Source organism: Enterobacter sp. MGH 37, from assembly GCF_000534515.1.
GTDB classification, from domain to species: Bacteria; Pseudomonadota; Gammaproteobacteria; order Enterobacterales; family Enterobacteriaceae; genus Enterobacter; species Enterobacter kobei.
In genome coordinates this window covers 1,774,589-1,798,873 of record NZ_KI973205.1, presented here as the reverse complement: position 1 = coordinate 1,798,873, position 24,285 = coordinate 1,774,589, and the positions used below count along the sequence as shown (strand labels likewise).

Sequence of the window (24,285 nt, the reverse complement as noted above, 5' to 3'; positions counted from 1 at the left end):
ATGACGAATACCCCTGCGATGAACCGCTACAGCTGGTATGGCAAATTACCCAGCGCCGGAGATTTCCTGCAGCGCCGCTTTCCTGACACCTTACAGCGCCAGTGGTCGCACTGGTTCCAGGTTGGCCTGCTTGCCTGGCAGCAGGAAGAGCAGCGTAGCGGAGAACGCCCGTTCACCAAAGCGCCGGTGTGGAATTTTGTTGTCCCCCCAATGCTGGGCAGCCAGATGATCCAGATGGGCTGCCTGCTGCCCGGTCGGGACAGCGTTGGCCGACAATACCCGGTGTGCATCCAGCTGAGCTTCGCCCCGTCAGAATGGTCGACCAGCCTGCTCAGCCAGGCGGAAAGCTGGTATCAGCAGATTGGTCGTCTGGGACTGCACGCGGTGCGCAACAGCTTTTCCGCCTCGCAGCTGGATGAAATGCTGATGTCCATTCCGGCTCCGCAGCCCGTCGAGCCGCAAAAGCGTTCCGACATCCTTGACGTGATTGGCTATGACGAGGACGGTCAGAGCACGCTGGGCTGGCCGCAGGCGGCAGAGTGTTTTGACCCGCTGCGTCAGACCAGCTACTGGTGGACCAACCGCTGCGACGGTTACCCGCTGTACACCCATGTCCACAGCGGCAACTTTACCGGGCAGCTTTTCACCCTGCTGTTCGACCCGGCAGGGGGCGCCCGCCCGGGACGTCACGGTCTTTATCCGCCCATGTTTGAATAAGCAGGGATCTCATGAATATCGAAGAATTTCTCGCGCCCATAAGCCCGGATAAACCCTGTGGCGACAATCTGGAATACGACGCTGACTTCCAGGTGATGAACCAGGCAAGCCAGGGGAAAGCGGAACAGCAGTTTGGCGACACCATTATCCCGGCAGAGCCTGCTGACTGGAATACGGTAGAAAAATACGCCACCAGCCTGCTGGCGCGCACGAAAGATTTGCGCGTGATGCTGGCGTTAACCCATGCGTGGACACGCCGCCGCGGGCTGGCAGGCTACGCAGACGGGCTGCTGCTGGTGCAGGAGGCGCTCGCGCGCTACTGGGAGCCGCTCTATCCGCTTCTGGAGGAGTATGGCGAAACCGACCCGTTCTATCGGATTAATGCCCTGGCGGGGCTGAGCGATAAATCGGAACTCACCATTGCGGTACGCAACGCCTCGCTGCTGCGTTCAAACGGCGATGAAATTTCGCTGCGGGACGCCCAGGCACTGCTGGACGGCAGTAAAACTGAATGCCCGGACTATCCGGGGGGCCGTCCAAGATTGATTGACGAACTGGCCCGCGGTGACCAGCCAGGGACTGCCGCGGTAATCGTGATTAACGAGCGGTTGCTGGCCATCCGCGCGCTGCTTACCGGATATCTCGGTGAAAGCGGTGTACCCGAGATGGAACAACTGCTGAAGACCACAGGACTGGTCGCCAGTGCCTGTCAGGTGACCGACATCAGCAAGCTGTTGCCGGGCCGCGAGGCGCAGGCTGAACCGCAAGCCGATCATCAACCTGCGGCAACACAACCCGTTCAGCCGGTTACCGACTGGCGCAGCGTGCAGGTCACCAGCCGTGCCGATGCGCAGCTGATGCTGGAAAAAGCAAAACAGTATTTTGCGCAGTACGAACCGAGCCACCCCGCACCGCTGATGATTGAACGGGTGCAGCGGCTGTCAGAACTTAACTTTATGGACATTATTCGCGACCTGGCGCCAGACGGCGTTAACCAACTGGAAAACATCTTTGGACGCCGCGAATAACGCGTCCAGGCATTATGACGACAGGCATGGAGCCTGCCGTTTCACCTTCACCGCGCATCTTTGATGGAGAACATCATGGCAATGAGTAACAGTGGGCAGAAATTCATCGCACGTAACCGTGCCCCCCGCGTGCAGATCGAGTACGACGTAGAGATCTACGGTGCAGAACGTAAGATTCAGCTGCCGTTTGTGATGGGCGTCATGGCCGATCTGGTCGGTAAACCGGTGGAAAACCTGCCGGCGGTCGACGATCGCAAATTCCTTGAAATCGACATCGACAACTTTGACGAACGCATGAAGGCGCTGAAGCCGCGCGTGGCGTTCCAGGTGGATAATACCCTGACCGGCGAAGGTAAGCTCAACGTCGATCTGACCTTCGACAGCATGGATGACTTCCTGCCGGACGCGGTGGCCCGCAAGGTGGAGCCGCTGAACAAGCTGCTGGAAGCTCGTACTCAGCTCTCCAACCTGCTGACCTACATGGACGGCAAAAACGGCGCGGAAGAGCTGATCGCAAAAATTCTGCAGGATCCGACGCTGCTCAAATCTCTGAGCCAGTTGCCGAAAAATGACGACAGTGCGAAAGGTAGCGAGGAATAATCGATGAGCAACCAGACTCAACAACATGAGCAGCAGGCGGGTCAGGCCTTCAGCCAGGATGAATTCAGCGCGTTGCTGAACAAAGAGTTCCGCCCGAAAACCGATCAGGCGCGTTCTGCCGTGGAAAGCGCGGTCAAGACCCTGGCACAGCAGGCGCTGGAGAATACCGTTACCTTCTCTAACGATACCTATCGCACCATTCAGAACCTGATTGCCGGTATCGACGAACAGCTCTCTCAACAGGTGAACCAGATCATTCATCACGAAGAGTTTCAGAAGCTGGAGAGCGCCTGGCGCGGTCTGAGCTACCTGGTGAACAACACCGAAACTGACGAGATGCTGAAGATCCGCTTTATGAGCATCTCCAAGCAGGAGCTGGGCCGTACCCTGAAGCGCTTCAAGGGCGTGGGCTGGGACCAGAGCCCGATCTTCAAGAAAATCTACGAGCAGGAGTACGGTCAGTTTGGCGGCGAGCCGTTTGGCTGCATCGTGGGCGACTACTACTTCGACCACAGCCCGCAGGACGTTGAGCTGCTGGGCGAAATGGCGCGCATCGGCTCTGCGGCACACTGTCCGTTCATCACCGGTACCGCACCGGGCGTGATGCAGATGGAGTCCTGGCAGGAGCTGGCTAACCCGCGCGACCTGACCAAAATCTTCCAGAATACCGAATACGCGGCCTGGCGTTCACTGCGTGAATCTGAAGATGCCCGCTATCTGGGGCTGGTGATGCCGCGCTTCCTGTCGCGCCTGCCGTATGGCATCCGCACTAACCCGGTCGACAGCTTTGATTTTGAAGAGCAGACCGACGGCGCAAACCACAACAGCTATTCGTGGGCGAACGCCGCCTATGCGATGGCGGCCAACATCAACCGCTCCTTCAAAGAGTACGGCTGGTGCACCTCGATTCGCGGCGTGGAGTCCGGTGGGGCAGTCGAAAACCTGCCGTGCCACACTTTCCCAAGCGATGACGGCGGCGTGGACATGAAATGCCCGACCGAGATCGCCATCAGCGACCGCCGCGAAGCCGAGCTGGCGAAAAACGGCTTCATGCCGCTGGTTCACCGGAAAAACTCCGACTTTGCTGCCTTCATTGGCGCGCAATCTCTGCAAAAACCGGCCGAGTACCACGATCCGGATGCCACCGCGAATGCGCGTTTGGCCTCTCGTCTGCCGTACCTGTTCGCCTGCTGCCGCTTTGCCCACTATCTGAAGTGCATCGTGCGCGACAAAATCGGCTCCTTCCGCGAGCGCGAAGAGATGGAACGCTGGCTGAACGACTGGGTAATGAACTATGTGGACGGTGACCCGGCGAACTCCTCTCAGGAAACCAAGTCCCGTAAACCGCTGGCGGCTGCAGAAGTGCAGGTGCAGGAGATTGAAGACAACCCGGGTTATTACGCCGCGAAGTTCTTCCTGCGTCCACACTACCAGCTGGAAGGCCTGACCGTTTCCCTGCGTCTGGTTTCTAAACTGCCGTCGCTGAAGACGAAAGACGCGTAAGTGTATTTCACCCGGCGGCGCTACGCTTGCACATGCCTACCATAAAACGTGCAATCTACAGATGTTGTTGCCCGATGTAGGCCGGGTAAGCGCAGCGCCACCCGGCAAGAAAGACTTCACATTCATTCCGTTATTTTCGGGGGAATGTAAGACTGTCAAATGACACGGGTCATTTGATATGAGGCAGAGGTAAAATATGGACGGTTTTATTCAGCCCCATGCTTTCCTGTTTGCCATATAAGTGCTTTTTCGAAAGCAATATTGTTCATCCACGAAGAGTAGATATTATGGCTATTGATATGTTTCTGAAGGTCGAGGGTGTTACGGGCGAATCTAAAGATTCTAACCACACCGGCTGGACTGATATTACCTCCTTCTCCTGGGGCGCTTCCCAGCCAGGTAATATGAGCGTTGGCGGTGGCGGCGGTGCCGGTAAAGTAAACTTTAACGATCTGCACGTTAATGCTCTGATCGACAAATCCACCACAGCTATCCTGAAACACTGCGCCAGCGGTAAACACCTGACCAAAGTTGAACTGTCCGTCTGTAAAGCCGGTGGTCAGCAGGTGGAATATACCCGCATCACGCTGGAAGATGTGCTGGTGACTTCTGTTCAGTACACCGGTGCAGACAACGGCGATACCGTTGGTGTGACCTACGCGTTCCAGGCTGCGAAAGTGAAACAGCAGTACTGGGAGCAGACCACTGCCGGTGGTAAAGGTGCTGAAAGCAGCGCTGGCTGGAACATCAAAGAGAACAAAGAAGCGTAATAATAGTGGGCCCGAAAGGGCTCACTTAAGACTGATGATAACGTGCATTTTGTTCGTGCCGCCCGGCGGCGCTTCGCTTGCACGGGCCTACAATGGATTGTGCAATGTATTGATATCGTTGTGGAATGGTTCATTTTATCCTGAGCGTTTTATCAAGGAGAAACGACATGTCTCATATGCGTCCTGCTTTCGGTGCCGCCTGGAACCGATTCAGAGAAGTGAACGTAAACGTAGAACAGGTTGGTAAGTTATTAGGTGGAAAGGTTCAGCATAATATTGACGCCGGAATTTTTAAAAACGCCTGCCCGATTCGTATGAGCTACGTTTTAAATTATTGCGGCATTCCGATTCCATCTAATAGCAAATATGCAACAGTGACCGGAAATGACAAAAAGCGCTATATGTTTCGGGTAAAAGACATGATTGCATTTTTACCTACAGTACTGGGCAATGCAGATATGTCAGTATCATCCCCAACGCCTGCCCAATTTGCAGGAAAGCAAGGCATTATCATCTTTACCGGACACGGCTGGAGTGACGCCACCGGGCATGTAACCCTCTGGAATGGAAATATTTGCTCTGATGATTGCCATTTCCTTGGCTCTCCTGGTAATGGTTCGTTTATCCCTACCAATGCAACATTCTGGAGCCTGAAATGAAACGTTTATTGCTGCTTATATTGGCTTTAAATGCCTCCGTTGTATATGCCCAAAAACTGCCTGATGTCAGTGCTTTTTCTCAGCAACAAATCTTTGAAAACTGGGTGCAAAATCGTTGCATCAGTAAGATTGCGGACAGCAAAAGCCTGAAAGATGATGCTGAAGCCAGTGCCGCCGCATGGCTTGAAGCAAGCGATCTTGCTGCTGAAAATTTTGAAAAAGCTGACAAGGTGATTGATACCCTACTGAAAGAGAAAGTAGGTGGTACTGAGCAGGGTCATTATCAGGTATTGAAGTGCAGCTTAATCGCCAATAGCGACGCAATTCGTTCGCTCAAAAGCCAAAAATAGTGTTTCCCCATTCAATTATGCGTTCTAGATAAGATACAGGGAGTTTTTCATGGCAAACCAATCAAACATTGCTCCAGGTTACTGTGTGGTGCAGCAACCTGGTACTCTGGATTTCCAGGCCAGACAACTGTTTGGTAGTACAAGAAATGAAAAATCCGAGTATTTTATGCAATTGAATAAAGATACAGCTTGGGTTAAACCTGGCCAGATATTAATTGTGGCGGATCCGAATAATCATAACCAATCGCAACAGGTTAATGGGTTAACTATCGCCAAAAAGAAAGTTAATAATGCGCTTGCTACTATTGATGGTTCCGCTGCAGAGTTTTTGAAAAATAACTTTGATAATATTGCTGCCATAACTGCCTGGGGCGATACATTAATAGGGAATCTAAGTGGTGCGGGAGAGTCTTATTTTAAACAAATTGAAAACATTTTGATTAAGATTGAAAAGACATACCAAAATCAGTATCGAACACAAGGCGCTCTTATTGGACAGCAGTTTTATTCGGAACGTAATGCTCTTCTTGCGCAACTTAAACCACTGTTAAATAAAATAACGAAAAATCAGCTTAAATTTAGAGATTATGCGGATCTGAAAAGAGCATTAGGGTTATCCACAAAATCAATTGTTCATGAATGGAGTACCGTTGGCATTGGAGCGATTCCCGGCTACTCAACATATATCGACAGGGCGTCGAGAATCACGTCTTACATGAAAGCGGGTGGATGGGTTGCGCTAGGCTTTTCTTTTGCGAATACCTCTAACGAAGTTTACCATGCTTGCACTGTTGGAAGAGAACATGAATGTGGCAAGGTTGCAGTGAGTGAATATAGCAAATTTGGAGGCGGTGTCGCTGGCGCTGCGTTAGGCTCCTCCCTTGCGGCACCCATTTGTATTGCATTAGGTGTACCAACTGCGGGCACAGGAACTCTTGTTTGTGGTTTAATCGTTGGTGCCGCTGGGGCAGCAGGTGGAACTAAAGTAGGTGGGTTTGTGGGAGAACAAGTGAATAATCTAATATTTAGCGGAGAGTAATGTGGTTACCAATAATATTTACCCTGCTTTTATTATCTGTATTTTTGTTGTTTTTCTTATCATTGTGGTAACTTTCTATATTGACTATCGAAAACATTCCGACCAGGTTGAACAAATATATAATCTGTTAATTAAGAGTAAATTGCTTAAGATCGAGGATTATCAGGCCTGGCAAAATCTTGGGTTTTGGGGATTTGGTTTTCGTGCCATGATTTTATCAAAGCTTTTGCGGGGTAAACGTATAAAAATTACAGGGTCGCGCTGGCTTGAACCACAATCATGCAAAGATATTCTGTCAAAGTTCGACGTGTCATGGATTAATGCATATAACAGAAAGGTTAAAATTGCCACGATTTTGTTTTTACTGCTTTTAATTCTTGCAAGTGTTAAAGATATTTAATTCTATTCTGAAAATTCAAATAATAATTTTGACTTACCCCCAAACGCCGCCGTTCTCACCCCCGAGAGCGGCAGCGTTTGAGCGCTAATCATACCAGCAGGAATACGCCATGCGATTCACGATTATTTCTACGAAACCCGGTCATCAGCCGCCGCAGAGCAGCTGTGATTTTTATGCCCCGGGCGGCACCATTGGGCGCGGTACGGATAACAATCTGGTGTTGCCGGACAATGACCGCACCATCTCGCGCCTGCAGGCCATTGTTCACGTTGACGCCAATGGTGAATGTCGCGTCACTAACCGTGGCAGCGTCACCCGCGTGGTATTAAATGATATTCCGCTGGAGCGGGGGCGTCAGGTTGAACTGCAGGATGGCGACATTCTCGGTATTGATGACTACCGTATCGAAGTGGCCGAACTTATCCACGACACGCAGCCGGTGAGCCGCATGGCCGCCAGCATGCAGCAGCAGGCGCATCCGACAGCCGCGCCAGCGCCAGCATCGCAACCGAAGCCTGCTAACCCTGCGCCACGCGGTAAAGCGGAACCAACTGCCGTGCCGTCGGAAATCTGGGATAGCCTGATGCAGGAGTTTTCCATCTCCGACAGCATCTCCAGCAACCGTGCAAAACCGCAGTCAGCGGCTTCGCAGGATCCGTTCTCTCAGCCTGCGGCGCCGGAGCGTAATGCTGAAGATCCGCTGGCGATGTTCAACGACAGCGATCCCACGCTTGAGCATAAGAATGTCGACCCGGACACGCTGTTCGGCGAAGAAACGCTGTTCAAAAAAGAGAGCATTTTCGACGACGTGACGCCTTCCACGCTGGTGCCGCCAGTTGAGACTCAACCCGCCCCTAAAGAAGATGCGGTAGATGAACTCGATCCGCTGGCGCTATTTGGTGGCAAGGCCAGCGCGCCGGCTGCACGTAATGATGACCCGCTCGGGCTGATGGGCGGGGCGCCGTTAACCCATCCGGATGACATCACTGACGAAAAGCCAGCGCCTGAACCAGAGCAGGAGGAAGACGTCCTTGCCGGTTCCCCGCTTTTTGCCCCTGAGCCGCAGGAAACGCCGCGTGCAGAAGAGGAGCCAGTGAGACCAGATTACGCAGGGTTCACGATGCCTACGCCGCAGGCCGTTGCGCGCAGCAGCGCTCAGACCCCTAAAGGCCGACTGCGTATCGATCCGGTTAATAACGCTGCTTCTCCATCTGCTACCGCGAACACTGGAGAGAAGGGCGATGTGTTGCAGGGGGAACTGCTGCAGGCACTGCTGGAAGGGATGGGGCTGAGCGAAATGCAGCCTGTCCCGCAGTTTGACCGGGAAAATATGCGTCAGCTGGGGCAGATCCTCGGTATGTTCTCTCAGGGCACCGTGGCGCTGCTCTCCTCGCGCTCTATTCTAAAACGCGGCGTAAAAGCCGATATGACCATGGTGCTGGACGATGCCAACAACCCGTTCAAGCTGTTGCCGACCGGGAAAACGGTTCTGATCCAGATGTTTGGCACCCCGATGCCGGGCTTTATGCCACCAACGAAATCCGTGCGCGATGCGCTGATCGATCTGCAGGCGCACCAGCTGGGCATGATCTCCGGCATCCGCGCCATTATTGCCGCGATGCTGCAATCCTTTAATCCGGAACAGCTGGAAGAGCAGGCGAAGCAAAACGGCATGACCTCGCGTCTGGCGCTGCCGGGCAGCCGTAAAGCCGCCCTGTGGGACTATTTTGTTCGCAGCTATGGCGAGACGGCGGGCGAGATTGAGGATGACTTCCACACCCTGTTCGGCGAAGCCTTCCTTCATGCGTATGACATGGAGGTGAATCAGTACAAAGACTCACAGAGCGGATCGGAAGACAAATGAATATCGCAACGGCTTCTCTCTCCCGCCAGGGGACGCGCGCCAGCAACCAGGATCAGACGGGAGAAACCATTGGGGAACGTTCAGCCTGCTTTGTCGTCTGTGACGGCATCGCTGGCCTGCCGGGCGGTGAGGTGGCCGCTGAACTGGCCCGCAACAGCATTATTTCCCGCTTCGATGGCGACAAACACCTTAACGCGCAGCATATCCGTGATTATGTGCAGACCGCGAATCGCACCATTCTCAGCGAACAGCAGGCCGTTCAGGATTATCGCCGGATGGGCACGACGCTGGTCAGCCTGTTTATTGACCGTGATTATGGCCTGGCCTACTGGGCGCATGCCGGAGACAGCCGTCTGTATCTGTTTCGCCGGGGATGGCTGTGGCATGTCACCACCGACCACAGCCTGGTGCAGCAGATGAAAGATGCCGGGCACCAGACCGACAACCTGAACAGTAATCTGCTCTATCTGGCGCTGGGGATTGAAAACGGTGGGCCGGAAGCGAGCTACAGCGATGTCGTGCAGGTCGAAGACGGCGATGCATTCCTGCTCTGCACCGACGGGTTCTGGCACGGCGTCAGCGAAGAGCAAATGAAGCAATCGCTGCATATGGTCAATACGCCCCAGGAATGGCTGACCTTAATGAACCAAATCATTCAAAAGAATGGCGAGCAGGAGGGGAATGCGCAGGATAACTACACCGCCCTGGCGGTATGGATGGGCAACCCTCAGGACACCACTTTGCTGCATACCCTCTCTGATGCAGCACAATTTCTTCCCTGCGGAACTGATTAGACACACAAGGAACGATATGAAACTTTGGCTATCGGGTTTGGCACTTCTGGCGGTGACCTCCACCGCGCAGGCTGAGAATTTCCGCATCGTGCAGTCTCCTGCGCAGAAGCTGGATATCTGGATCGACAACATCAAAGACAACACCCCGCAAAGCTGGTGTAAGCCGGAGGTGGCACTGCGCATCGTGGCGAACGGCAAGAAGGATGTCTCTGTGCTGGAAAACTTCGTGCCACGTCTTGGCTCACTGCTGGAACACCAGTGCAGCAAAGTGAACACGCTCAGCTGGACGCTCAACGATCCGGCGGGAACGACGCTGGCGCAAGGAACCGCCGCCAAAGCGCAGGAGTGGGCGCTGGTGGTGAAACAGCAGCAGGCGACGCCAGCCGTGACGACGACCACTGCCAGCGGGGCGTTAATGCCGCCGGATCAAAACGTTGCAACCCATACGGTTGCCGCTGACCGCACGCCGTGGCAGGAGTTTACCCTCCAGGACGGCTGTCACCTGCGCACCTTCTGGGAAGGCGGCGCATCCGCACCGGCGCTCTTTATTCCGGATTCTGATACCACCCGCTGCGGCAATGGCAGCTGGCTCAGCGGTCACACCGTGATCTCCCAGTCCCGCAACGGCGGGCAAAAAGAGATGGCTGTGACGTACATTCATGGCTTCCCGGTCATGGGGCTGAATCAAAACGCTGACCCGGAAAACGCGCTGATCACCTCCGTCAACAAAGAGCGCATGGTGTTCAGCACCCCAAACAGCGACCAGAGCTGGATGATCCTGCCTTACGATAACGCGCTCAACGGCTGGAAAAGTAACGGCACGGTGGCAGTAGAGATTTCCCGTGAAACCGCCAGCGATGATGCAAAGCTGCAGGCGCGTATTGCGGCGGTGAAGAAAACCTGGAGCGCCTGGGTCGCACCCGGCACCTCACTGAATATCGTTTTGATTGACACCCTGCGCCCTCAGCTGCGCGATCCGGCCGTGGGCGCATGGCGCGCGGCGAATTAAGGAATGGTTATGAATACGCTCTATCAACAGCTGGCGGGTGAAACGCTCAACGACGCGCTGGCGCGTCTGGAAGCCGGGATCAAAGCCCGTCCGGCAGATGCCGACCTTCGCGCCGCGTTCGTGCAGTTTTTAACCCTCAGCGGCAACTGGACCCGGGCGCTGACCCAGCTGAAAAGCTGGCTGGCGCTGAAGCCTCAGGCGAAGCCGACCGTCACACTGCTGGAGCAGGCCATTCAGGGTGAGCTGCAGCGTGCGCAGGTGATGGCGGGCCAGGCGCGTCCGGCCATGCCTGAAACTCAGTGGCCGTGGCTGACCACGCTTGCCGCCGCGCTTAACGAAGAGGGCGAGCGCGCCCAGGCGTTGCGCCTGGAAGCCCTTGAACAGGCGCAGGCAACGGCGGGACACATCATCCTTGAAAACGAGGAGACGCAGGCGTTTGACTGGCTGATGGACGGTGATGCCCGTCTTGGTCCGGTGTGCGAAACCCTTGTTAACGGACGCTATTTCTGGCTGCCGTTTAACGCTATTGCGGAGATCCGTTTCCAGGCGCCCGCCAGCGTGACCGATCTGGTATGGCGTCATGCGCTGGTCCGTCTTACCGACGGTACCGAGCAGGTGTGCCAGATCCCGGCGCGCTATCCTTTTGCGGCTGATGCCCCGGATGCGGTCAAACTGGGGCGCACTACCGAGTGGCATCCGCTTGATGAGAGCGGCACGCTGTATGAAGGGCTGGGTCAAAAAGCCTGGCTGAGCGAGCAAAGCGAAAGCCCGCTGCTGTCGTTAAGCCTCGTGACGTTTGCGACGGACGGAGCCGATGAGTAATCCCGCTGGCGAAGGCGATCTGCTGCGCAGCGGCTGGCAGGCCCGCAGCAAGCAGGATAAGGTGGGGGCGCGCGACAAAATGCAGCCCTCGCTGCTGGATCGCCTTACGGATAACGACCCGGAAAAAAAGCGCGAGCCAGCCAACAGTAATCTGATCACCCACGCTGCGCTGCGTCGCAATGTCCTGCGGGATCTGCAGTGGCTGTTTAATACCATCAACCATGATGCCTCCGGCGATCTGAGCGCCTTGCCGCAGGTGAGCCGCTCGGTGATCAACTTCGGCGTCGCGCCGCTCGCAGGTAAGCGAATGTCAGATATCGAATGGCACGATATTCAGCGCAAGCTCACCGAGGCCATCATCAATTTTGAACCGCGCATTTTGCCGCAGGGATTGCAGGTGCGCTGCGTGTCGGATACCTCCTCGCTGGATCTGCACAACGTGCTCTCCATTGAGATAAAAGGGCGTTTATGGTGTGTGCCGTACCCGCTGGAGTTTCTGTTTCGCACCGATGTCGATCTGGAAAACGGCCATTTTGAACTGAAAGATGCGGGGTAATCATGGAAAGTAAACTGCTCGAATACTACAACCGTGAGCTGGCCTACCTGCGTGAAATGGGGGCCGAGTTTGCCGAGCGCTACCCAAAAGTCGCCGGACGACTGGGCATGCGCGGCATTGAAGTGGCGGACCCGTACACGGAACGCCTGATGGAAGGTTTCGCTTTTCTGACCTCCCGCGTGCAGATGAAAATGGATGCCGAGTTTCCGCGTTTCTCCCAGCGTCTGCTGGAGATGATCGCCCCGAATTACCTCGCGCCAACCCCATCAATGGCGATTGCGCAAATCGAGCCCGACAGCAGCCGGGGCGACCTGAGCAATGGCTTTATTGTGCCGCGCGGCACCATGATGGACAGCCTGGCGCTGAAAAAGACCGGCGTAACCTGCAGCTATACTACGGCGCACGAGGTTAATCTGCTGCCGCTGAAAATTGACAACGTGGAGCTGGGCGGCGTGCCTGCTGACCTGCCGCTGGCACAGCTGGGGTTAAGCCAGCGGGGAATCAACAGCGCGTTGCGGATCCGCATTGCCTGCGACGGCCCGCAAAACCTCGGCCATCTGAATTTCGACCAGCTGACGTTTTTCCTCAGCGGCCCGGACATTGAAGCGCTGAAGCTGCTGGAGCTGGTGATGGAACATCACGCAGGGATCGTCTGCCAGACGGTCAGCCCGCAACCTCAGCGACAGCTGCTGGCGTCGGATGCCCTGTGTCAGGAGGGCTTTGCCGCGGATCAGGCACTGCTCCCGGACGATCTGCGCAACTTTGACGGTTATCGTCTGCTGCAGGAGTATTTCGCGTTCCCAGCCCGTTTCCGCTTCATCAGCCTGAGCGGCCTGAGCACGCTGCTCCAGCGCTGTGAAGGCGAAAAAGCCTTCGATATCTTCATCCTGCTGGATAAATCAGATGAACAGCTGGAGCGCGTGGTGGATGCCAGCCATCTGGCGCTGCACTGCACGCCAGTCATCAACCTGTTCCCGAAGGTGGCGGCGCGTCAAAAGCTGAATGAAGGCCAGCACGAATACCATCTGGTGGTCGATAACATCCGCCCGCTGGATTATGAAATTTACGCGGTGAATAAAATCTTCGGCAGCGCGGACGGTCAGCGTGACGACCAGACGTTTCGTCCTTTCTGGAGCACCTGGAGCGGTGACGCGGGCAACTACGGGGCCTATTTTTCCCTGCGCCGGGAACAGCGCGTGCTCTCTGAGCATGCCCAGCGCTACGGCACCCGTACCGGCTATATCGGTTCAGAGGTGTTTGTTTCGCTGGTGGATGAACAGCACGCCCCGTGGCAGGAAAACCTGCGCTACATCTCTGCCGAGGTGCTCTGCACCAGCCGCGACCTGCCGCTGATGCTACAGCAGGAGCTTGGGCAGTTCATCATGGCCGACTCCATGCCGGTGAAATCGTTGACCCTGCGTAAAGGCCCGACGCCACCGCGTCCGGCGCTGGCAGAAGGGTTCAGCACCTGGCGGCTTATCAGCCAGCTGCAGATGAACTACCTCAGCCTGATGGACAGCGAGAATGAAGAGGGGGCTGCCGCGCTTCGCCAGCTGTTAGGGCTGTATGCCAACCTGGCCGAAACGGCCGTGGCGCGTCAGGTGGAGGGGGTTCGCCACTGCGTGCTGGAGCCGGTTCACCGCCGCGTGCCTGAACCCGGTCCGGTCGTTTTCGCCCGCGGAATCGGCATTACCCTGACCGTAGACGAGCGGGCGTTTTCCGGTGCCAGCCCGTGGCTTTTCGGCAGCGTGCTGGAACGCCTGTTTGCCCGGCTGGTATCCATCAACAGCTTTACTGAGTTCACCCTGAAGAGTCAGCAGCGCGGTGAGATCGGCTACTGGGCACCGAGAATGGGTAAAAGGGCGCTGGTATGAGTGACGCTGCCACTGCACCGCTGCGCGTGCATCGCCTGACGAAGCTGCCGGAGACGTTCTGGCACGGGGTCCGTCAAACGCCCTGGCGCTACGATCTGTTTCAGCTGTTAAGGCGTATTGATGCTCAGGGCGGCGAGCGCTACCCGCTGGGACGCGCGCCGCTACCGAAATTTGAGCCGCTGCGCATCGGCCAGCAGCCGTCGATGAGCTTTGCGCCGTCGACGCTGGCCGAGGTCAGCCTGCGGGAAGAGAGCGGGCTGCATGAGGTGTCTATCCTCAGCTTCGGGCTGTTTGGTCCGAACGGCCCGCTGCCGGTTCACATGACCGAATATGCCCGCGAGCGTATTCATCATCATCAGGACACCAGCCTGAGCGCGTTTGTCGATCTGTTTCATCATCGTCTGACGCTGCTGTTTTACCGCGCCTGGGCGGATGCGCAGCCTGCCGTCTCCCTTGATCGCGCTGACAACAAACGCTTTGAGGGCTACCTGGCCTCGCTGATTGGCATGGGACAGCCGGGCCAGATGAATAAAGGCAGCCTGAGCGCCCATGCCCGCTTTACCCACGCCGGGCATCTGACCCGTCACAGTCGGGATCCGGAGGGGCTGGAGAAGATCCTGCGCAACTATTTTAACGCCCCGGTCAGGCTGGTAAGCAACGTGCCGCAGTGGATGCCGCTCTCCACGCGTGAGCAGGCACAGCTGGGGGAAGGTCGCCGTATGCCGCGCATGGGGGAATCCGCCTTTCTTGGCGTCGCCGTCCGCGACGTACAGCATAAGTTTCGTATTGAAATCGGCCCGCTGAGCGCTGAAGAGTACAACCGGTTTTTACCTGGCGAAGCGTGGGTCACCGAACTGCGCGACTGGGTGCGCCAGTACATTGGGGTGGAGTTTGAATGGGAAACGCGGGTGATCCTGCATGAAGACGCGGTGCAGGGTACTTCGCTCGGCAGCAATGGGCAATTAGGCTACAACACCTGGCTGGGCCTTCAGCCGCAGCCTGTCCCGCGTGGCGATCTGGTCTATCGCGCAGAGCGGTAATCCTTCCGTATACCGAATCATTGTTAATGGAAACTAACATGTCAGAAATTAGCCGTGCCGTGCTCTTCGGCAAACTGGATACGCTGTTATTTACCTCGCTGGAAAGCGCGACTGCCTTCTGCAAGCTGCGCGGTAACCCCTATGTTGAGCTGGTGCACTGGCTGCATCAACTGATGCAACAGCAGGATGGCGATTTGCAGCAGGTCATCCGCCACTTTGCCCTCGACGAACAGCAACTGACGCGCGATATCGTGGCCGCGCTGGATGCGCTGCCGCGCGGCGCGAGTTCCGTTTCCGATCTCTCCGAACATATCGACAGCGCCGTAGAGCGCGCCTGGGTCTATGGCTCGCTGAAGTTTGGCGTCAGCCGCATACGTGGCGGCCATTTGCTGATCGGCCTGCTCAAAACCTGGAACCTGGCAAACGTGCTGAAAAGCATTTCGGCGCAGTTCACCCGTCTTAACGTCGAGGTGCTGATCGAGCAGTTCGATACGGTTTGCGCCAACAGCAAAGAGACGCAGCAGGCTGCGGCCACCGTCGAGGCGCCAGCGGGTGCGGTACCAGCAGCGCAGGGTACGCTGGCTCAGTACGGCCAGGATCTCACCGCCCGCGCCCGCGAAGGGAAGATTGACCCGGTAGTCGGGCGTGATGAAGAGATCCGCCAGATGGTCGATATCCTGATGCGTCGCCGCCAGAACAACCCGCTGCTGACCGGTGAGGCCGGCGTCGGGAAAACGGCGGTGGTGGAAGGGCTGGCGCTGCGTATCGCCGATGGCGACGTGCCGGAGCCGCTGCAAAATATTCAGCTGTGGCTGCTGGATATCGGCATGCTGCAGGCTGGCGCAGGCATGAAGGGCGAGTTTGAAGCCCGTCTGCAGGCGTTGATCAACGAGGTTCAGTCCAGCGCCACGCCGATTATTCTGTTTATCGATGAGATCCACACCCTGATTGGCGCAGGCGGCCAGCAGGGGACAGGCGATGCGGCGAACCTGCTGAAGCCCGCTCTGGCGCGCGGACAGCTGCGTACCATCGGCGCCACCACCTGGGCGGAATACAAAAAGTACATCGAGAAAGATCCGGCGCTGACCCGTCGTTTCCAGACGGTGCAGGTTCACGAACCGGACGAAACGAAAGCCATTCTGATGCTGCGCAGTACCGTATCGCCGCTGGAGATCCACCACCAGGTGCTGCTGCTCGACGAAGCGGTCAGCGCGGCGGTGAAGCTGTCGCATCGCTATATCCCGGCGCGTCAGCTGCCGGATAAAGCCGTTGCGCTGCTCGACACCGCCTGTGCCCGCGTGGCGGTCAGCCAGAGCGCGCCACCGGCGCAACTGGAAGATTGCCTGCGCCATCTTGCCGCGCTGGACGTGGAGATTGAGATAGCCGAACGCGAAGCGCGCGTTGGTGCAGGCGTTTATGAGCGCGTAACGGCGTTAATCACAGAACGTGATGCGTATGAAAGCAAACGTGAAGCCCTGACCCAGCGCTGGGAAGAGGAGCGCAGTCTGGTGCAGGAAATTATCCGCCTGCGCGCCGCGCTGTTTGCCTCGGGCGAGGAGGAGTCCGCCGGGCTGCACAGCCAGCTGGCGGAACAGCAGCAGGCGCTGAAAACGTTGCAGGGCGATGAGCCGCTGCTGTTTGCGGCGGTAGATGAAAACGTGGTTGCCGCAGTGGTTTCCGACTGGACCGGGATCCCGCTGGGGCGGATGGTGAAAAACGAGATCGACGCGGTGCTGAATCTTGCCGACACGCTGAACCAGCGCGTCATCGGCCAGCGTCACGGTCTGGATCTCATTGCCCGTCGCGTGAAAACCTCGCGGGCAAAACTCGACGATCCCAACAAACCGGTGGGCGTCTTTATGCTTTGCGGTCCATCCGGCGTCGGTAAAACGGAAACCGCGCTGGCGCTGGCGGAATCGCTGTACGGCGGCGAGCAGAACGTTATCACCATCAACATGAGTGAGTTCCAGGAAGCGCACACCGTTTCCACCTTAAAAGGTGCGCCGCCGGGCTACGTCGGGTATGGTGAAGGCGGTGTGTTAACCGAGGCCGTGCGCCGCCGTCCGTATAGCGTAGTGCTGCTGGATGAAATTGAAAAAGCGCACCCGGACGTCCACGAAATCTTCTTCCAGGTCTTTGACAAAGGCTGGATGGAGGACGGTGAGGGACGCCACATCGATTTCCGCAACACCATTATTATTCTGACGTCCAACGTTGGCACTGACCTGATCAGCGCTATGTGTGCCGATCCGGAACTGATGCCGGAACCGGACGCCTTAAGCGGCGCGCTGCGCCAGCCGCTGCTGGAGGTGTTTCCGCCTGCGCTGTTGGGCCGCCTGCTGGTGGTGCCGTATTACCCGCTCAGCGACGCGATGCTGGGGCAGATTGTTCGCCTGCAGCTCAAGCGCATTCAGCGTCGTCTGGAAGAGAATCACAATATCATTTCTGAGTTTGACGACAGCGTGGTGGAACAGATTGTTCAGCGCTGTACCGAGGTGGAGTCTGGTGGCCGCATGGTAGATGCTATTTTGACCAACACCCTGCTGCCTCAGATGAGCCAGATCTTACTTACCGCCAGCCGCAGCGACGAGCAGTACCGACGTCTGCATGTCACCTGCGAGCAGGGCGAGTTTCACTGTCAGTTTGCCGCGTAATAATCATCAAGAGAACTGTAAAAGATGACGGATAATGATAACAATCGGACTGTCCCAAACGCGCTCCCGGTCGGGTACCGCTTCAACGAGTTTGAAATCAAAGAGGTGATCGGCGGCGGCGGTTTTGGCATCGTTTATCGCGCGTGGGATCACCAGCTCGAACGCACTATCGCTATCAAAGAATTTATGCCTTCCTCGCTCGCCGTGCGCGGCGACGACATGACCCTTGTGCTGCGCAGCGAGCGCTTTGGCAAAGCGTTTTCCGCAGGCCTGAACAGCTTCATTCAGGAAGCCCGTCTGCTGGCGCGCTTTAACCACCCGAACCTGCTGCATGTCCTGCGTTTCTGGGTGCAAAATGACACGGCATACATGGGTACGCTGTTTTACAGCGGCACCACGCTTTCGCGCCTGCGTGAAGAAAAACCGGAGCTGATCAACGAGGCCTGGATCCGCCGCACGCTGCCGATGCTGTTTGGCGCCATCAAGACCATCCACGACGAAGGCTATCTGCACCGTGATATCTCGCTGGATAACATCCAGATCCAGGATAACGGCCTGCCGGTACTGCTTGATTTCGGCTCCGCGCGCCGCACCATCGGTAACCTTTCTGACGAAACGGAAACCATGCTGCGACCGGGTTTTGCACCGATCGAGCAGTACACCGACGACAACGAAAGCGAGCAGGGACCGTGGACGGATATTTACGCCCTCGGCGCCGTGCTGCGTACCCTGATCGTGGGTTCTCCGCCGCCGGTGAGCGTGGTGCGTTCTATTCAGGATACCTGCAAGCCGCTGGTGGAAATTATGCCGCAGGGCTATTCCATCCCGCTGCTGCAGGCCATCGACCGCGCGCTGGCGCTGCACATGGAAGACCGTCCGCAGTCTATCGACGAATTCGCCGCGCTGATCGAGATGCCGGTTGCGGGCATAAACGATGTGCTGACGGCGAAAAAACCGGGCACCATGCTGGTACCGGTGGAAGAGGAAAAGCCGGCTTCAGCACTCGACTGGCGTCGTTACAAAATCCCGGGCATGGTTGCCGCAGGCGTGCTGGTGGGTGTGGTCGCCGGAGCGATGTTGTTCAGCGGTGGCAAGGATGCGCCAGAGCAGGCTGCGCAGGCACCCGCAGAGACGCGTCCGACGGAAACCGCCGCGAACGCGCCAGACGTGAAGCCAGAAACGGCTAAGGTGAGCGAGCAGGCGACGGCGCAACAAACGCCACCGCCTGTCGAAAGCCCTGTTGCGCTGGTCTATATCCGTATTCAGGACGGCGAAACGCTGAAAGTGAACGGCGAGCCAAAAGCGCTGCGTCCGGCGACCAACGGCTATGCATCGCTCAAGCTGCCCGCCGGTGAGGTGAAGATTGAACTGCAGGGCAACGGGAAAACGCGCAGCCAGACGCTGGATATTGCCAAGCCGGGCACCTGGCTGGTGAATCCGTAGGAATTTAAACAGGAGATACTATGGAAGTGTACGATCTTCGAAGCCAAAGGCTTCGTCCAAAGGAATTCGAAAAGATTGTCTCTCCTGTCTATGCACGGAGCGACGTAGGGCGTGAGTTTGTTGTGGTGCGAGGCGTTTCAAATCCATTTCACAGCATTGATGGTTTAACGTTACGACATCGCTTCGAATTTAATCCTAATGCCGTTTTTGATCCCCTGTATGCGCAAAATCTTAATAAAATACAGCGGTTAATTGATTCAGGGGAGGTGGTCTTAATAGATCACCGTCAACGGACAAAAGCCCTATATCCCTTTTTCATCTCTGAGTCAGGGGAGTTGTTTTGTGTTGATGAGACGATCTACAACTCAGCTTTTGTGAATTACGTCCTCGAACGTTACCGAAATAATGTCGCTCTATTTGGAAAACCAGCCCCAACGCGTGATTCATTCGTTCCCTCTACCAATAATTACGGGCCGGGTTACTGGAAAACTGTTGAAGATGATTATCATGGCACAAAAAATGTTGTGATTATGGCGATTAATCGACTGACGAGTATGGGGGATGAGGGACGAGTATTTGGATCGGACGGTAAAGATTACATGAATACGTCGCGCGATAAAATTCAGCGCTGGACAGCGCTACCCGGAGATCTGGATGGAGAATCGCGCGTGTTTATATCTAAGAAATCGGTCATCAGACGATACGGAGAACAACGATCCATTTATCAGAAATACCTTGAGAGTGATGATGCCTGGGCAGTAAGTGGTAAATCATGGCAATGGATACCTGGAGTCAGAGAAGAGGATTATGAATTTAAAAAGTAAATTATGGTATTTCTGGGGAAGCATGGATGTACTGGCTCTTTTGCTTTATTCTGTAAACTCACTTCGTCAGGACAGGATCCCCTTGATTTCAGATTTAATCGCGTTCACAGGAACCTCAGATGTAGTTTCAGGAGGCGGTTACAACTTTATCGTAACACTCTTTTTTATATTTGATTTGCTCTTGTTACTTTCACTTTTTATTTCGGCCTGGTTGTTTTTTAAGAGAAAAGACGTTGCGATTAAATTTGCCCTTGCTCAGGAAGTTTTCCGTCTAATTTCGTTCAGATGTTCGGTTTCTTTTTTCCCACTTTTGGTAAGTGTGTTTGGTATTACAAGTGTCTGGGTAAATTTAGGATTGTTCGTTATCTCGGAACTGCTAAAAATATATTCTCTTGTTTACTTAATGGGCAAAAGAAAAAGAAATCATTCACTTTGATATATAAATGACGCTGATGCGTAGATGCGAACCTCTTTTCTAAATCGCATAAGCTAGATGGAATAAAAATTATGCTCAACCGAATTACCGTTCAGCTCCCGGTGGAGGGGCTTCTGTTCTGGAAACTGACGGGCCGCGAGGCGATGTCCGAGTCGTTCGCGCTGACGCTGACCGTGCTCGGCACGGACGCGCGCATTGACCGCAGCAAACTGCTGGGCCAGCCGGTCACGGTGACCATTCCGACGCAGAACCTGCTGACGTCCCGCTATGTTAACGGAAAAATTACCCGCGTGGCGGTGAGCGCCGTTGAGCTGACGGGCACTCGCTATGCGGTGTACCAGCTGACGGTGGAGCCGGACCTGTGGCCGATGAAGCGCGACCGTAACCTGCGTATTTTCCAGGGCCAGACGGTGCCGCAGATTGTGAAAACCCTGCTGGCTGAACATCAGGTCAACGTGGAGGATAAACTTACCGGCAGCTACCGGGTGTGGGACTACTGCGTGCAGTATCAGGAGTCGAGCCTGGACTTCATCAGCCGCCTGATGGAGCTGGAAGGGATTGCCTATCACTTCAGCCACGAGGCCGACAAGCACACCCTGGTGCTCACCGACGCCGCCACCCAGCATCAGCCGTTCAGCGGCTATGAGGTCATTCCTTACCACCAGACGCCGTCCGGCGGCAGTACGGATGAAGAGGGCATCAGCCAGTGGGCGCTTGAGGACAGCGTGACGCCGGGGATTTACAGCCTCGACGACTATGACTTCCGCAAGCCGAACGCGTGGCTGTTCCAGGCCCAGCAGAACCCGGCGTCGCCGAAGCCGGGCAGCATTGACGTCTACGACTGGCCGGGACGCTTTGTGGAGACCGGGCATGCGGAGTTTTACGCCCGCATTCGCCAGGAGCGCTGGCAGGTTGAGCACCAGCAGATTCAGGCCACCGCCACGGCGGCGGGGATTGCGCCGGGCCACACCTTCACCCTGACCAACGCGCCGTTCTTCAGCGATAACGGCGAGTATCTGGTGACGGCGGCGGGCTACCACTTCGAAGAGAACCGCTACGCCAGCGGCGAAGGTGAAACTGTTCACAGGACCGATTTCACGGTCATCCCGGCGTCGGTCTCTTATCGCCCGGCGCAGAGCACGGCGTGGCCGCGCACCTACGGCCCGCAGACCGCGAAGGTGGTGGGCCCGAACGGCGAGAGTATCTGGACCGACAAATACGGTCGCGTGAAGGTGAAGTTCCACTGGGACCGTCTGGCGAAGGGGGATGACACCAGCTCCTGCTGGGTGCGCGTGTCGAGCGCGTGGGCGGGCCAGGGCTACGGCGGGGTGCAAATCCCGCGCGTCGGCGACGAGGTGGTGGTGGACTTTATCAACGGCGACCCGGACCGTCCGATTATTACCGGGCGTGTGTACAACGACGCGAGCATGCCGCCGTGGGCGCTGCCGGCGGCGGCGACGCAGATGGGCTTTATGAGCCGGACGAAAGACGGCTCCGTGGACAACGCCAACGCCCTGCGCTTTGAGGATAAAGCAGGTGCAGAGCAGGTGTGGATCCAGGCCGAGCGCAACATGGACACCAGCGTTAAAAATGATGAAACGCACAGCGTCGGCGGCGAGCGCAGCCATTACGTTAAGAAAAATGAACTGCATCGCGTGGAAGCGAATCAGACCCAGGCGGTGAAAGGCAGGACTGAGATCCTGACCGGCAAAGGCAAGCTGGATGCGGCGGTGGAGCAGTACGTCATTGCTTCCGGGACGAAGCTGCGGCTGGTCTCAGGGGAAAGCGCCATTGAGCTGAATGCTAACGGCAAGATTAACCTGATCGGCAAAGAGTTTAACTTCTTCGTGGAAGGGGATGGTTATATCACCACGGGCGGTAAGTTGCACCTGAATACCTCGGGAACCAAGCCGGGCACCACGGCACCGGGATCGGGGCATAAAGGGGATATTGATGCGGCGGTGCAGGCGAAATTTACGCCAAAAGATGAGTAAGGCCGGTGCGGTACTTATCGCATTATTAACGACGGGAATGGCTGAAGGAGGCGCTCAGAAAAAGGATCTTTGGATGTTCATTTCCGGGATGAGCGCATCACTCAGATCATTATCCGTTACAAGCCTAAGCAATGCGCCGTTGTCATTTAAGATCACCAGACAAAATGAATATATCAATTTCTACAAAGCTGACGATTTCAAACTGGATGATGGAACGAGCATTACAGAAATTGGTTTACGTTTAAGCAAAGATAACGGCGACATGGCGCCTTTACTGAATTTTTCACCGTCAGGTCAATGCATAACGCTTGATACCGTTAAAATGCACTTTCCGCAACTGGTGCTCACTGACTATCCGCAAGGCCGCTCTGAGAATGAAGTGACCAGTTATACCGCGCCAAAAGACAGTAATGGACAAAAGGTGAGCTTCAGTTTCACCGTGAAAAAACCTGACTGTCTGGATTCTGTCGTCATAAGCGCCGAATAAGAAACACAGCTCCCATGTCCTGACGGTGTTTCCAGTGGTGAGAAGCGCAATAAATATTCATTGAATGACAATTAACGTGAAAAAAAACACTCCGGTATTTCTTTTTTCTGCCCTGATGTTTACCTGTCTGAGCAGCAATGTGGTTTTGGCTCAGGTGATGCCTTCCGTTCTGACAAAACGGGATTTTTCTGTGCAGATTAAAGACCAGCCTGTCGCATTGGGCGAAAGATGGACTCCTGATATTGCCCGTAAAATTGACGTGCCGTTGGAAGGCCATTTTGTCGGTGAAGTTCCTTTTGACGGAACAAACTATAAATTCTACCAGCATCAAAAGGCTGGGTTAGAAATATTCAGTTCCAATCTCTGGTGGGATAAAGCAGAAAAAAGCGTTGACGATTATATCGTGTCCCAGATTACGCTGACTGCCTCAGATATTTTAACGCCGCGTGGCGTTCATGTGGGTTCAACAATCAGAGAGCTGAACAATGCGTACGGCGATGGTCAGTTCGAAAATGATTCCGGGGAGAAGTGGATTTCCTATGAATTGGGTAAGAAATTGCTCTCTTTTAAGGTTATAGACAGTCAGGTTGTGAAAATAACCATGAATTACGAAAATGGTACTTCAGAGTGATTTATGACCAAAAAAAATTTGGCAGTCGCATTGTTCACCGCTTTATTGACAGGCGTCGTTGAAACGTCATCGGCGCTTGAATTATCGCAATACAATAAGCTCGAAACGGTTAGCCGCAAAGGGAAAAACGTTTCGCGACTCCGCAGGTAAAATAATCGGCTCAACGTACAAGAATGGCGAAATCGTTTATACCGTGACGTATGCACCCGCGAAACTGGTTGTCAGCAAAGGCAGCCAGGTTTTAGTCGAACAGTCAGGTCAATGGCGTAAATAATAAAACAGCCAGCCCAAAGGGCCAGCATGGATTGGCCTTCTTGTTTCTCACAATATCAACCATCCCGAGTTCACTTATGAAATACACCCTCCAGGAAGGTTCGTTTTCCCTTTTTCCTGCTGCCTGGCAGGATAACAGTATGAATATTATTCGCGATGACGAAAGCGGATTATCCGTGGTGGTCAGCCGCGGCGTCATTCCGGACGGCAGTGACTACGAACAAGAGTTTCACCGCCAGTGGGATGTGCTGCGTCCTCAGATGGGCGAAATTGCTCAGAGCGAATTCCGGAATGTAAAAGCCGGCCCTGACGGAAAAATTAACGGGCTGGAAGTTGAGACCACCTTCGACCGTAACGGGCAACGCCTGTGGCAAAAACAGCTGGCCGTACAGACGCCGGGAAAACCGGTATTGATGATTTTTACCCTCTCGGCACTCAGAGCATTCACCGAAGAGGACGAGGTGCGCTGGAGCGCGCTTAAGCAAAGTCTGACGCTAAACGACAACCGGAATGTGTAA

The 24,285-nt window shown here is 55.5% G+C and carries 24 protein-coding genes; all 24 read left to right on the top strand.

Annotated features, from left to right (window positions below; genetic code table 11):
• Positions 1–717 (top strand): type VI secretion system-associated protein TagF, encoded by a 717-nt coding sequence (gene tagF / locus L383_RS15205; RefSeq protein ID WP_014884235.1) that lies wholly within the window; start codon positions 1–3, stop codon positions 715–717.
• Positions 718–728: 11 nt separating this feature from the next.
• Positions 729–1,745: a type VI secretion system protein TssA gene (tssA, locus tag L383_RS15210; protein WP_023330612.1), complete on the top strand. Its 1,017-nt coding sequence runs from the start codon at positions 729–731 to the stop codon at positions 1,743–1,745.
• Between the two features lie 75 nt (positions 1,746–1,820).
• On the top strand, positions 1,821–2,345 hold the full coding sequence (tssB, locus tag L383_RS15215; protein ID WP_014884233.1) for a type VI secretion system contractile sheath small subunit: 525 nt from the start codon (positions 1,821–1,823) through the stop codon (positions 2,343–2,345).
• Between the two features lie 3 nt (positions 2,346–2,348).
• Positions 2,349–3,848, top strand: coding sequence for a type VI secretion system contractile sheath large subunit (tssC, locus tag L383_RS15220; RefSeq protein ID WP_014884232.1), 1,500 nt, complete (start codon positions 2,349–2,351; stop codon positions 3,846–3,848).
• Between the two features lie 287 nt (positions 3,849–4,135).
• Positions 4,136–4,618: an Hcp family type VI secretion system effector gene (locus tag L383_RS15225; RefSeq protein ID WP_014884229.1), complete on the top strand. Its 483-nt coding sequence runs from the start codon at positions 4,136–4,138 to the stop codon at positions 4,616–4,618.
• 167 nt (positions 4,619–4,785) lie between these two features.
• A complete protein-coding gene (locus tag L383_RS15230; RefSeq protein WP_023330611.1) occupies positions 4,786–5,277 on the top strand; it encodes a type VI secretion system amidase effector protein Tae4 in 492 nt (163 codons plus the stop codon).
• Entirely contained in the window at positions 5,274–5,627 is a 354-nt protein-coding gene (locus L383_RS15235) for a T6SS amidase immunity protein Tai4 family protein (protein WP_023330610.1), read from the top strand. Before L383_RS15230 ends, L383_RS15235 begins: the two co-directional genes overlap by 4 nt.
• Before the next feature lie 49 nt (positions 5,628–5,676).
• Positions 5,677–6,666, top strand: a complete 990-nt coding sequence (locus L383_RS15240) for a hypothetical protein (protein ID WP_023330609.1) — start codon at positions 5,677–5,679, stop codon at positions 6,664–6,666.
• A gap of 1 nt (position 6,667) precedes the next feature.
• Positions 6,668–7,066, top strand: coding sequence for a hypothetical protein (locus tag L383_RS15245; RefSeq protein WP_023330608.1), 399 nt, complete (start codon positions 6,668–6,670; stop codon positions 7,064–7,066).
• A gap of 109 nt (positions 7,067–7,175) precedes the next feature.
• Positions 7,176–8,930: a type VI secretion system-associated FHA domain protein TagH gene (gene tagH / locus L383_RS15250; protein ID WP_023330607.1), complete on the top strand. Its 1,755-nt coding sequence runs from the start codon at positions 7,176–7,178 to the stop codon at positions 8,928–8,930.
• Positions 8,927–9,724, top strand: a complete 798-nt coding sequence (locus L383_RS15255; RefSeq protein ID WP_014884226.1) for a PP2C family protein-serine/threonine phosphatase — start codon at positions 8,927–8,929, stop codon at positions 9,722–9,724. The genes tagH and L383_RS15255 overlap by 4 nt, the downstream gene beginning before the upstream one ends.
• 16 nt (positions 9,725–9,740) lie before the next feature.
• Positions 9,741–10,733, top strand: a complete 993-nt coding sequence (locus tag L383_RS15260) for a hypothetical protein (RefSeq protein ID WP_014884225.1) — start codon at positions 9,741–9,743, stop codon at positions 10,731–10,733.
• A 9-nt stretch (positions 10,734–10,742) separates the two neighbouring features.
• Positions 10,743–11,555, top strand: coding sequence for a type VI secretion system accessory protein TagJ (locus tag L383_RS15265; RefSeq protein ID WP_023330606.1), 813 nt, complete (start codon positions 10,743–10,745; stop codon positions 11,553–11,555).
• The gene (gene tssE / locus L383_RS15270; protein WP_014884223.1) at positions 11,548–12,111 is read left to right on the top strand and encodes a type VI secretion system baseplate subunit TssE; all 564 of its coding nucleotides are present in this window, start codon (positions 11,548–11,550) and stop codon (positions 12,109–12,111) included. The genes L383_RS15265 and tssE overlap by 8 nt, the downstream gene beginning before the upstream one ends.
• Positions 12,112–12,113: 2 nt before the next feature.
• Positions 12,114–13,985: a type VI secretion system baseplate subunit TssF gene (gene tssF, locus L383_RS15275; protein WP_014884222.1), complete on the top strand. Its 1,872-nt coding sequence runs from the start codon at positions 12,114–12,116 to the stop codon at positions 13,983–13,985.
• Complete coding sequence (gene tssG / locus L383_RS15280; RefSeq protein ID WP_023330605.1) at positions 13,982–15,025, top strand: type VI secretion system baseplate subunit TssG; 1,044 nt, start codon at positions 13,982–13,984, stop codon at positions 15,023–15,025. The genes tssF and tssG overlap by 4 nt, the downstream gene beginning before the upstream one ends.
• 38 nt (positions 15,026–15,063) lie before the next feature.
• A complete protein-coding gene (tssH, locus tag L383_RS15285; RefSeq protein ID WP_023330604.1) occupies positions 15,064–17,679 on the top strand; it encodes a type VI secretion system ATPase TssH in 2,616 nt (871 codons plus the stop codon).
• A gap of 24 nt (positions 17,680–17,703) precedes the next feature.
• The gene (locus tag L383_RS15290) at positions 17,704–19,122 is read left to right on the top strand and encodes a serine/threonine protein kinase (protein ID WP_014884219.1); all 1,419 of its coding nucleotides are present in this window, start codon (positions 17,704–17,706) and stop codon (positions 19,120–19,122) included.
• 20 nt (positions 19,123–19,142) lie between these two features.
• Positions 19,143–19,946 (top strand): DUF8093 domain-containing protein, encoded by an 804-nt coding sequence (locus L383_RS15295; protein WP_014884218.1) that lies wholly within the window; start codon positions 19,143–19,145, stop codon positions 19,944–19,946.
• On the top strand, positions 19,930–20,382 hold the full coding sequence (locus tag L383_RS0123895) for a hypothetical protein (protein WP_014884217.1): 453 nt from the start codon (positions 19,930–19,932) through the stop codon (positions 20,380–20,382). The genes L383_RS15295 and L383_RS0123895 overlap by 17 nt, the downstream gene beginning before the upstream one ends.
• A 71-nt stretch (positions 20,383–20,453) precedes the next feature.
• The gene (locus L383_RS15300) at positions 20,454–22,376 is read left to right on the top strand and encodes a type VI secretion system Vgr family protein (protein ID WP_023330603.1); all 1,923 of its coding nucleotides are present in this window, start codon (positions 20,454–20,456) and stop codon (positions 22,374–22,376) included.
• A complete protein-coding gene (locus L383_RS15305; RefSeq protein ID WP_074146899.1) occupies positions 22,369–22,863 on the top strand; it encodes a hypothetical protein in 495 nt (164 codons plus the stop codon). Before L383_RS15300 ends, L383_RS15305 begins: the two co-directional genes overlap by 8 nt.
• Before the next feature lie 76 nt (positions 22,864–22,939).
• The gene (locus L383_RS15310; protein WP_230678188.1) at positions 22,940–23,494 is read left to right on the top strand and encodes a hypothetical protein; all 555 of its coding nucleotides are present in this window, start codon (positions 22,940–22,942) and stop codon (positions 23,492–23,494) included.
• A 350-nt stretch (positions 23,495–23,844) separates the two neighbouring features.
• Complete coding sequence (locus L383_RS15315; protein WP_023330599.1) at positions 23,845–24,285, top strand: DcrB-related protein; 441 nt, start codon at positions 23,845–23,847, stop codon at positions 24,283–24,285.

What these genes read in the sequence shown, in the direction of transcription:
- L383_RS15295 (WP_014884218.1), top strand. Translation starts at nt 19,143, where the DNA reads ATGGAAGTGTACGATCTTCGAAGCCAAAGGCTTCGTCCAAAGGAATTC.
- L383_RS15315 (WP_023330599.1), top strand. Translation starts at nt 23,845, where the DNA reads ATGAAATACACCCTCCAGGAAGGTTCGTTTTCCCTTTTTCCTGCTGCC.
- tssH (WP_023330604.1), top strand. Translation starts at nt 15,064, where the DNA reads ATGTCAGAAATTAGCCGTGCCGTGCTCTTCGGCAAACTGGATACGCTG.
- L383_RS15260 (WP_014884225.1), top strand. Translation starts at nt 9,741, where the DNA reads ATGAAACTTTGGCTATCGGGTTTGGCACTTCTGGCGGTGACCTCCACC.
- L383_RS15255 (WP_014884226.1), top strand. Translation starts at nt 8,927, where the DNA reads ATGAATATCGCAACGGCTTCTCTCTCCCGCCAGGGGACGCGCGCCAGC.
- L383_RS15265 (WP_023330606.1), top strand. Translation starts at nt 10,743, where the DNA reads ATGAATACGCTCTATCAACAGCTGGCGGGTGAAACGCTCAACGACGCG.
- L383_RS15240 (WP_023330609.1), top strand. Translation starts at nt 5,677, where the DNA reads ATGGCAAACCAATCAAACATTGCTCCAGGTTACTGTGTGGTGCAGCAA.
- L383_RS15225 (WP_014884229.1), top strand. Translation starts at nt 4,136, where the DNA reads ATGGCTATTGATATGTTTCTGAAGGTCGAGGGTGTTACGGGCGAATCT.
- L383_RS15300 (WP_023330603.1), top strand. Translation starts at nt 20,454, where the DNA reads ATGCTCAACCGAATTACCGTTCAGCTCCCGGTGGAGGGGCTTCTGTTC.
- L383_RS15235 (WP_023330610.1), top strand. Translation starts at nt 5,274, where the DNA reads ATGAAACGTTTATTGCTGCTTATATTGGCTTTAAATGCCTCCGTTGTA.
- L383_RS15230 (WP_023330611.1), top strand. Translation starts at nt 4,786, where the DNA reads ATGTCTCATATGCGTCCTGCTTTCGGTGCCGCCTGGAACCGATTCAGA.
- tssG (WP_023330605.1), top strand. Translation starts at nt 13,982, where the DNA reads ATGAGTGACGCTGCCACTGCACCGCTGCGCGTGCATCGCCTGACGAAG.
- tssA (WP_023330612.1), top strand. Translation starts at nt 729, where the DNA reads ATGAATATCGAAGAATTTCTCGCGCCCATAAGCCCGGATAAACCCTGT.
- tssB (WP_014884233.1), top strand. Translation starts at nt 1,821, where the DNA reads ATGGCAATGAGTAACAGTGGGCAGAAATTCATCGCACGTAACCGTGCC.
- L383_RS15305 (WP_074146899.1), top strand. Translation starts at nt 22,369, where the DNA reads ATGAGTAAGGCCGGTGCGGTACTTATCGCATTATTAACGACGGGAATG.
- tssC (WP_014884232.1), top strand. Translation starts at nt 2,349, where the DNA reads ATGAGCAACCAGACTCAACAACATGAGCAGCAGGCGGGTCAGGCCTTC.
- tssF (WP_014884222.1), top strand. Translation starts at nt 12,114, where the DNA reads ATGGAAAGTAAACTGCTCGAATACTACAACCGTGAGCTGGCCTACCTG.
- tagH (WP_023330607.1), top strand. Translation starts at nt 7,176, where the DNA reads ATGCGATTCACGATTATTTCTACGAAACCCGGTCATCAGCCGCCGCAG.
- tssE (WP_014884223.1), top strand. Translation starts at nt 11,548, where the DNA reads ATGAGTAATCCCGCTGGCGAAGGCGATCTGCTGCGCAGCGGCTGGCAG.
- L383_RS0123895 (WP_014884217.1), top strand. Translation starts at nt 19,930, where the DNA reads ATGAATTTAAAAAGTAAATTATGGTATTTCTGGGGAAGCATGGATGTA.
- L383_RS15290 (WP_014884219.1), top strand. Translation starts at nt 17,704, where the DNA reads ATGACGGATAATGATAACAATCGGACTGTCCCAAACGCGCTCCCGGTC.
- tagF (WP_014884235.1), top strand. Translation starts at nt 1, where the DNA reads ATGACGAATACCCCTGCGATGAACCGCTACAGCTGGTATGGCAAATTA.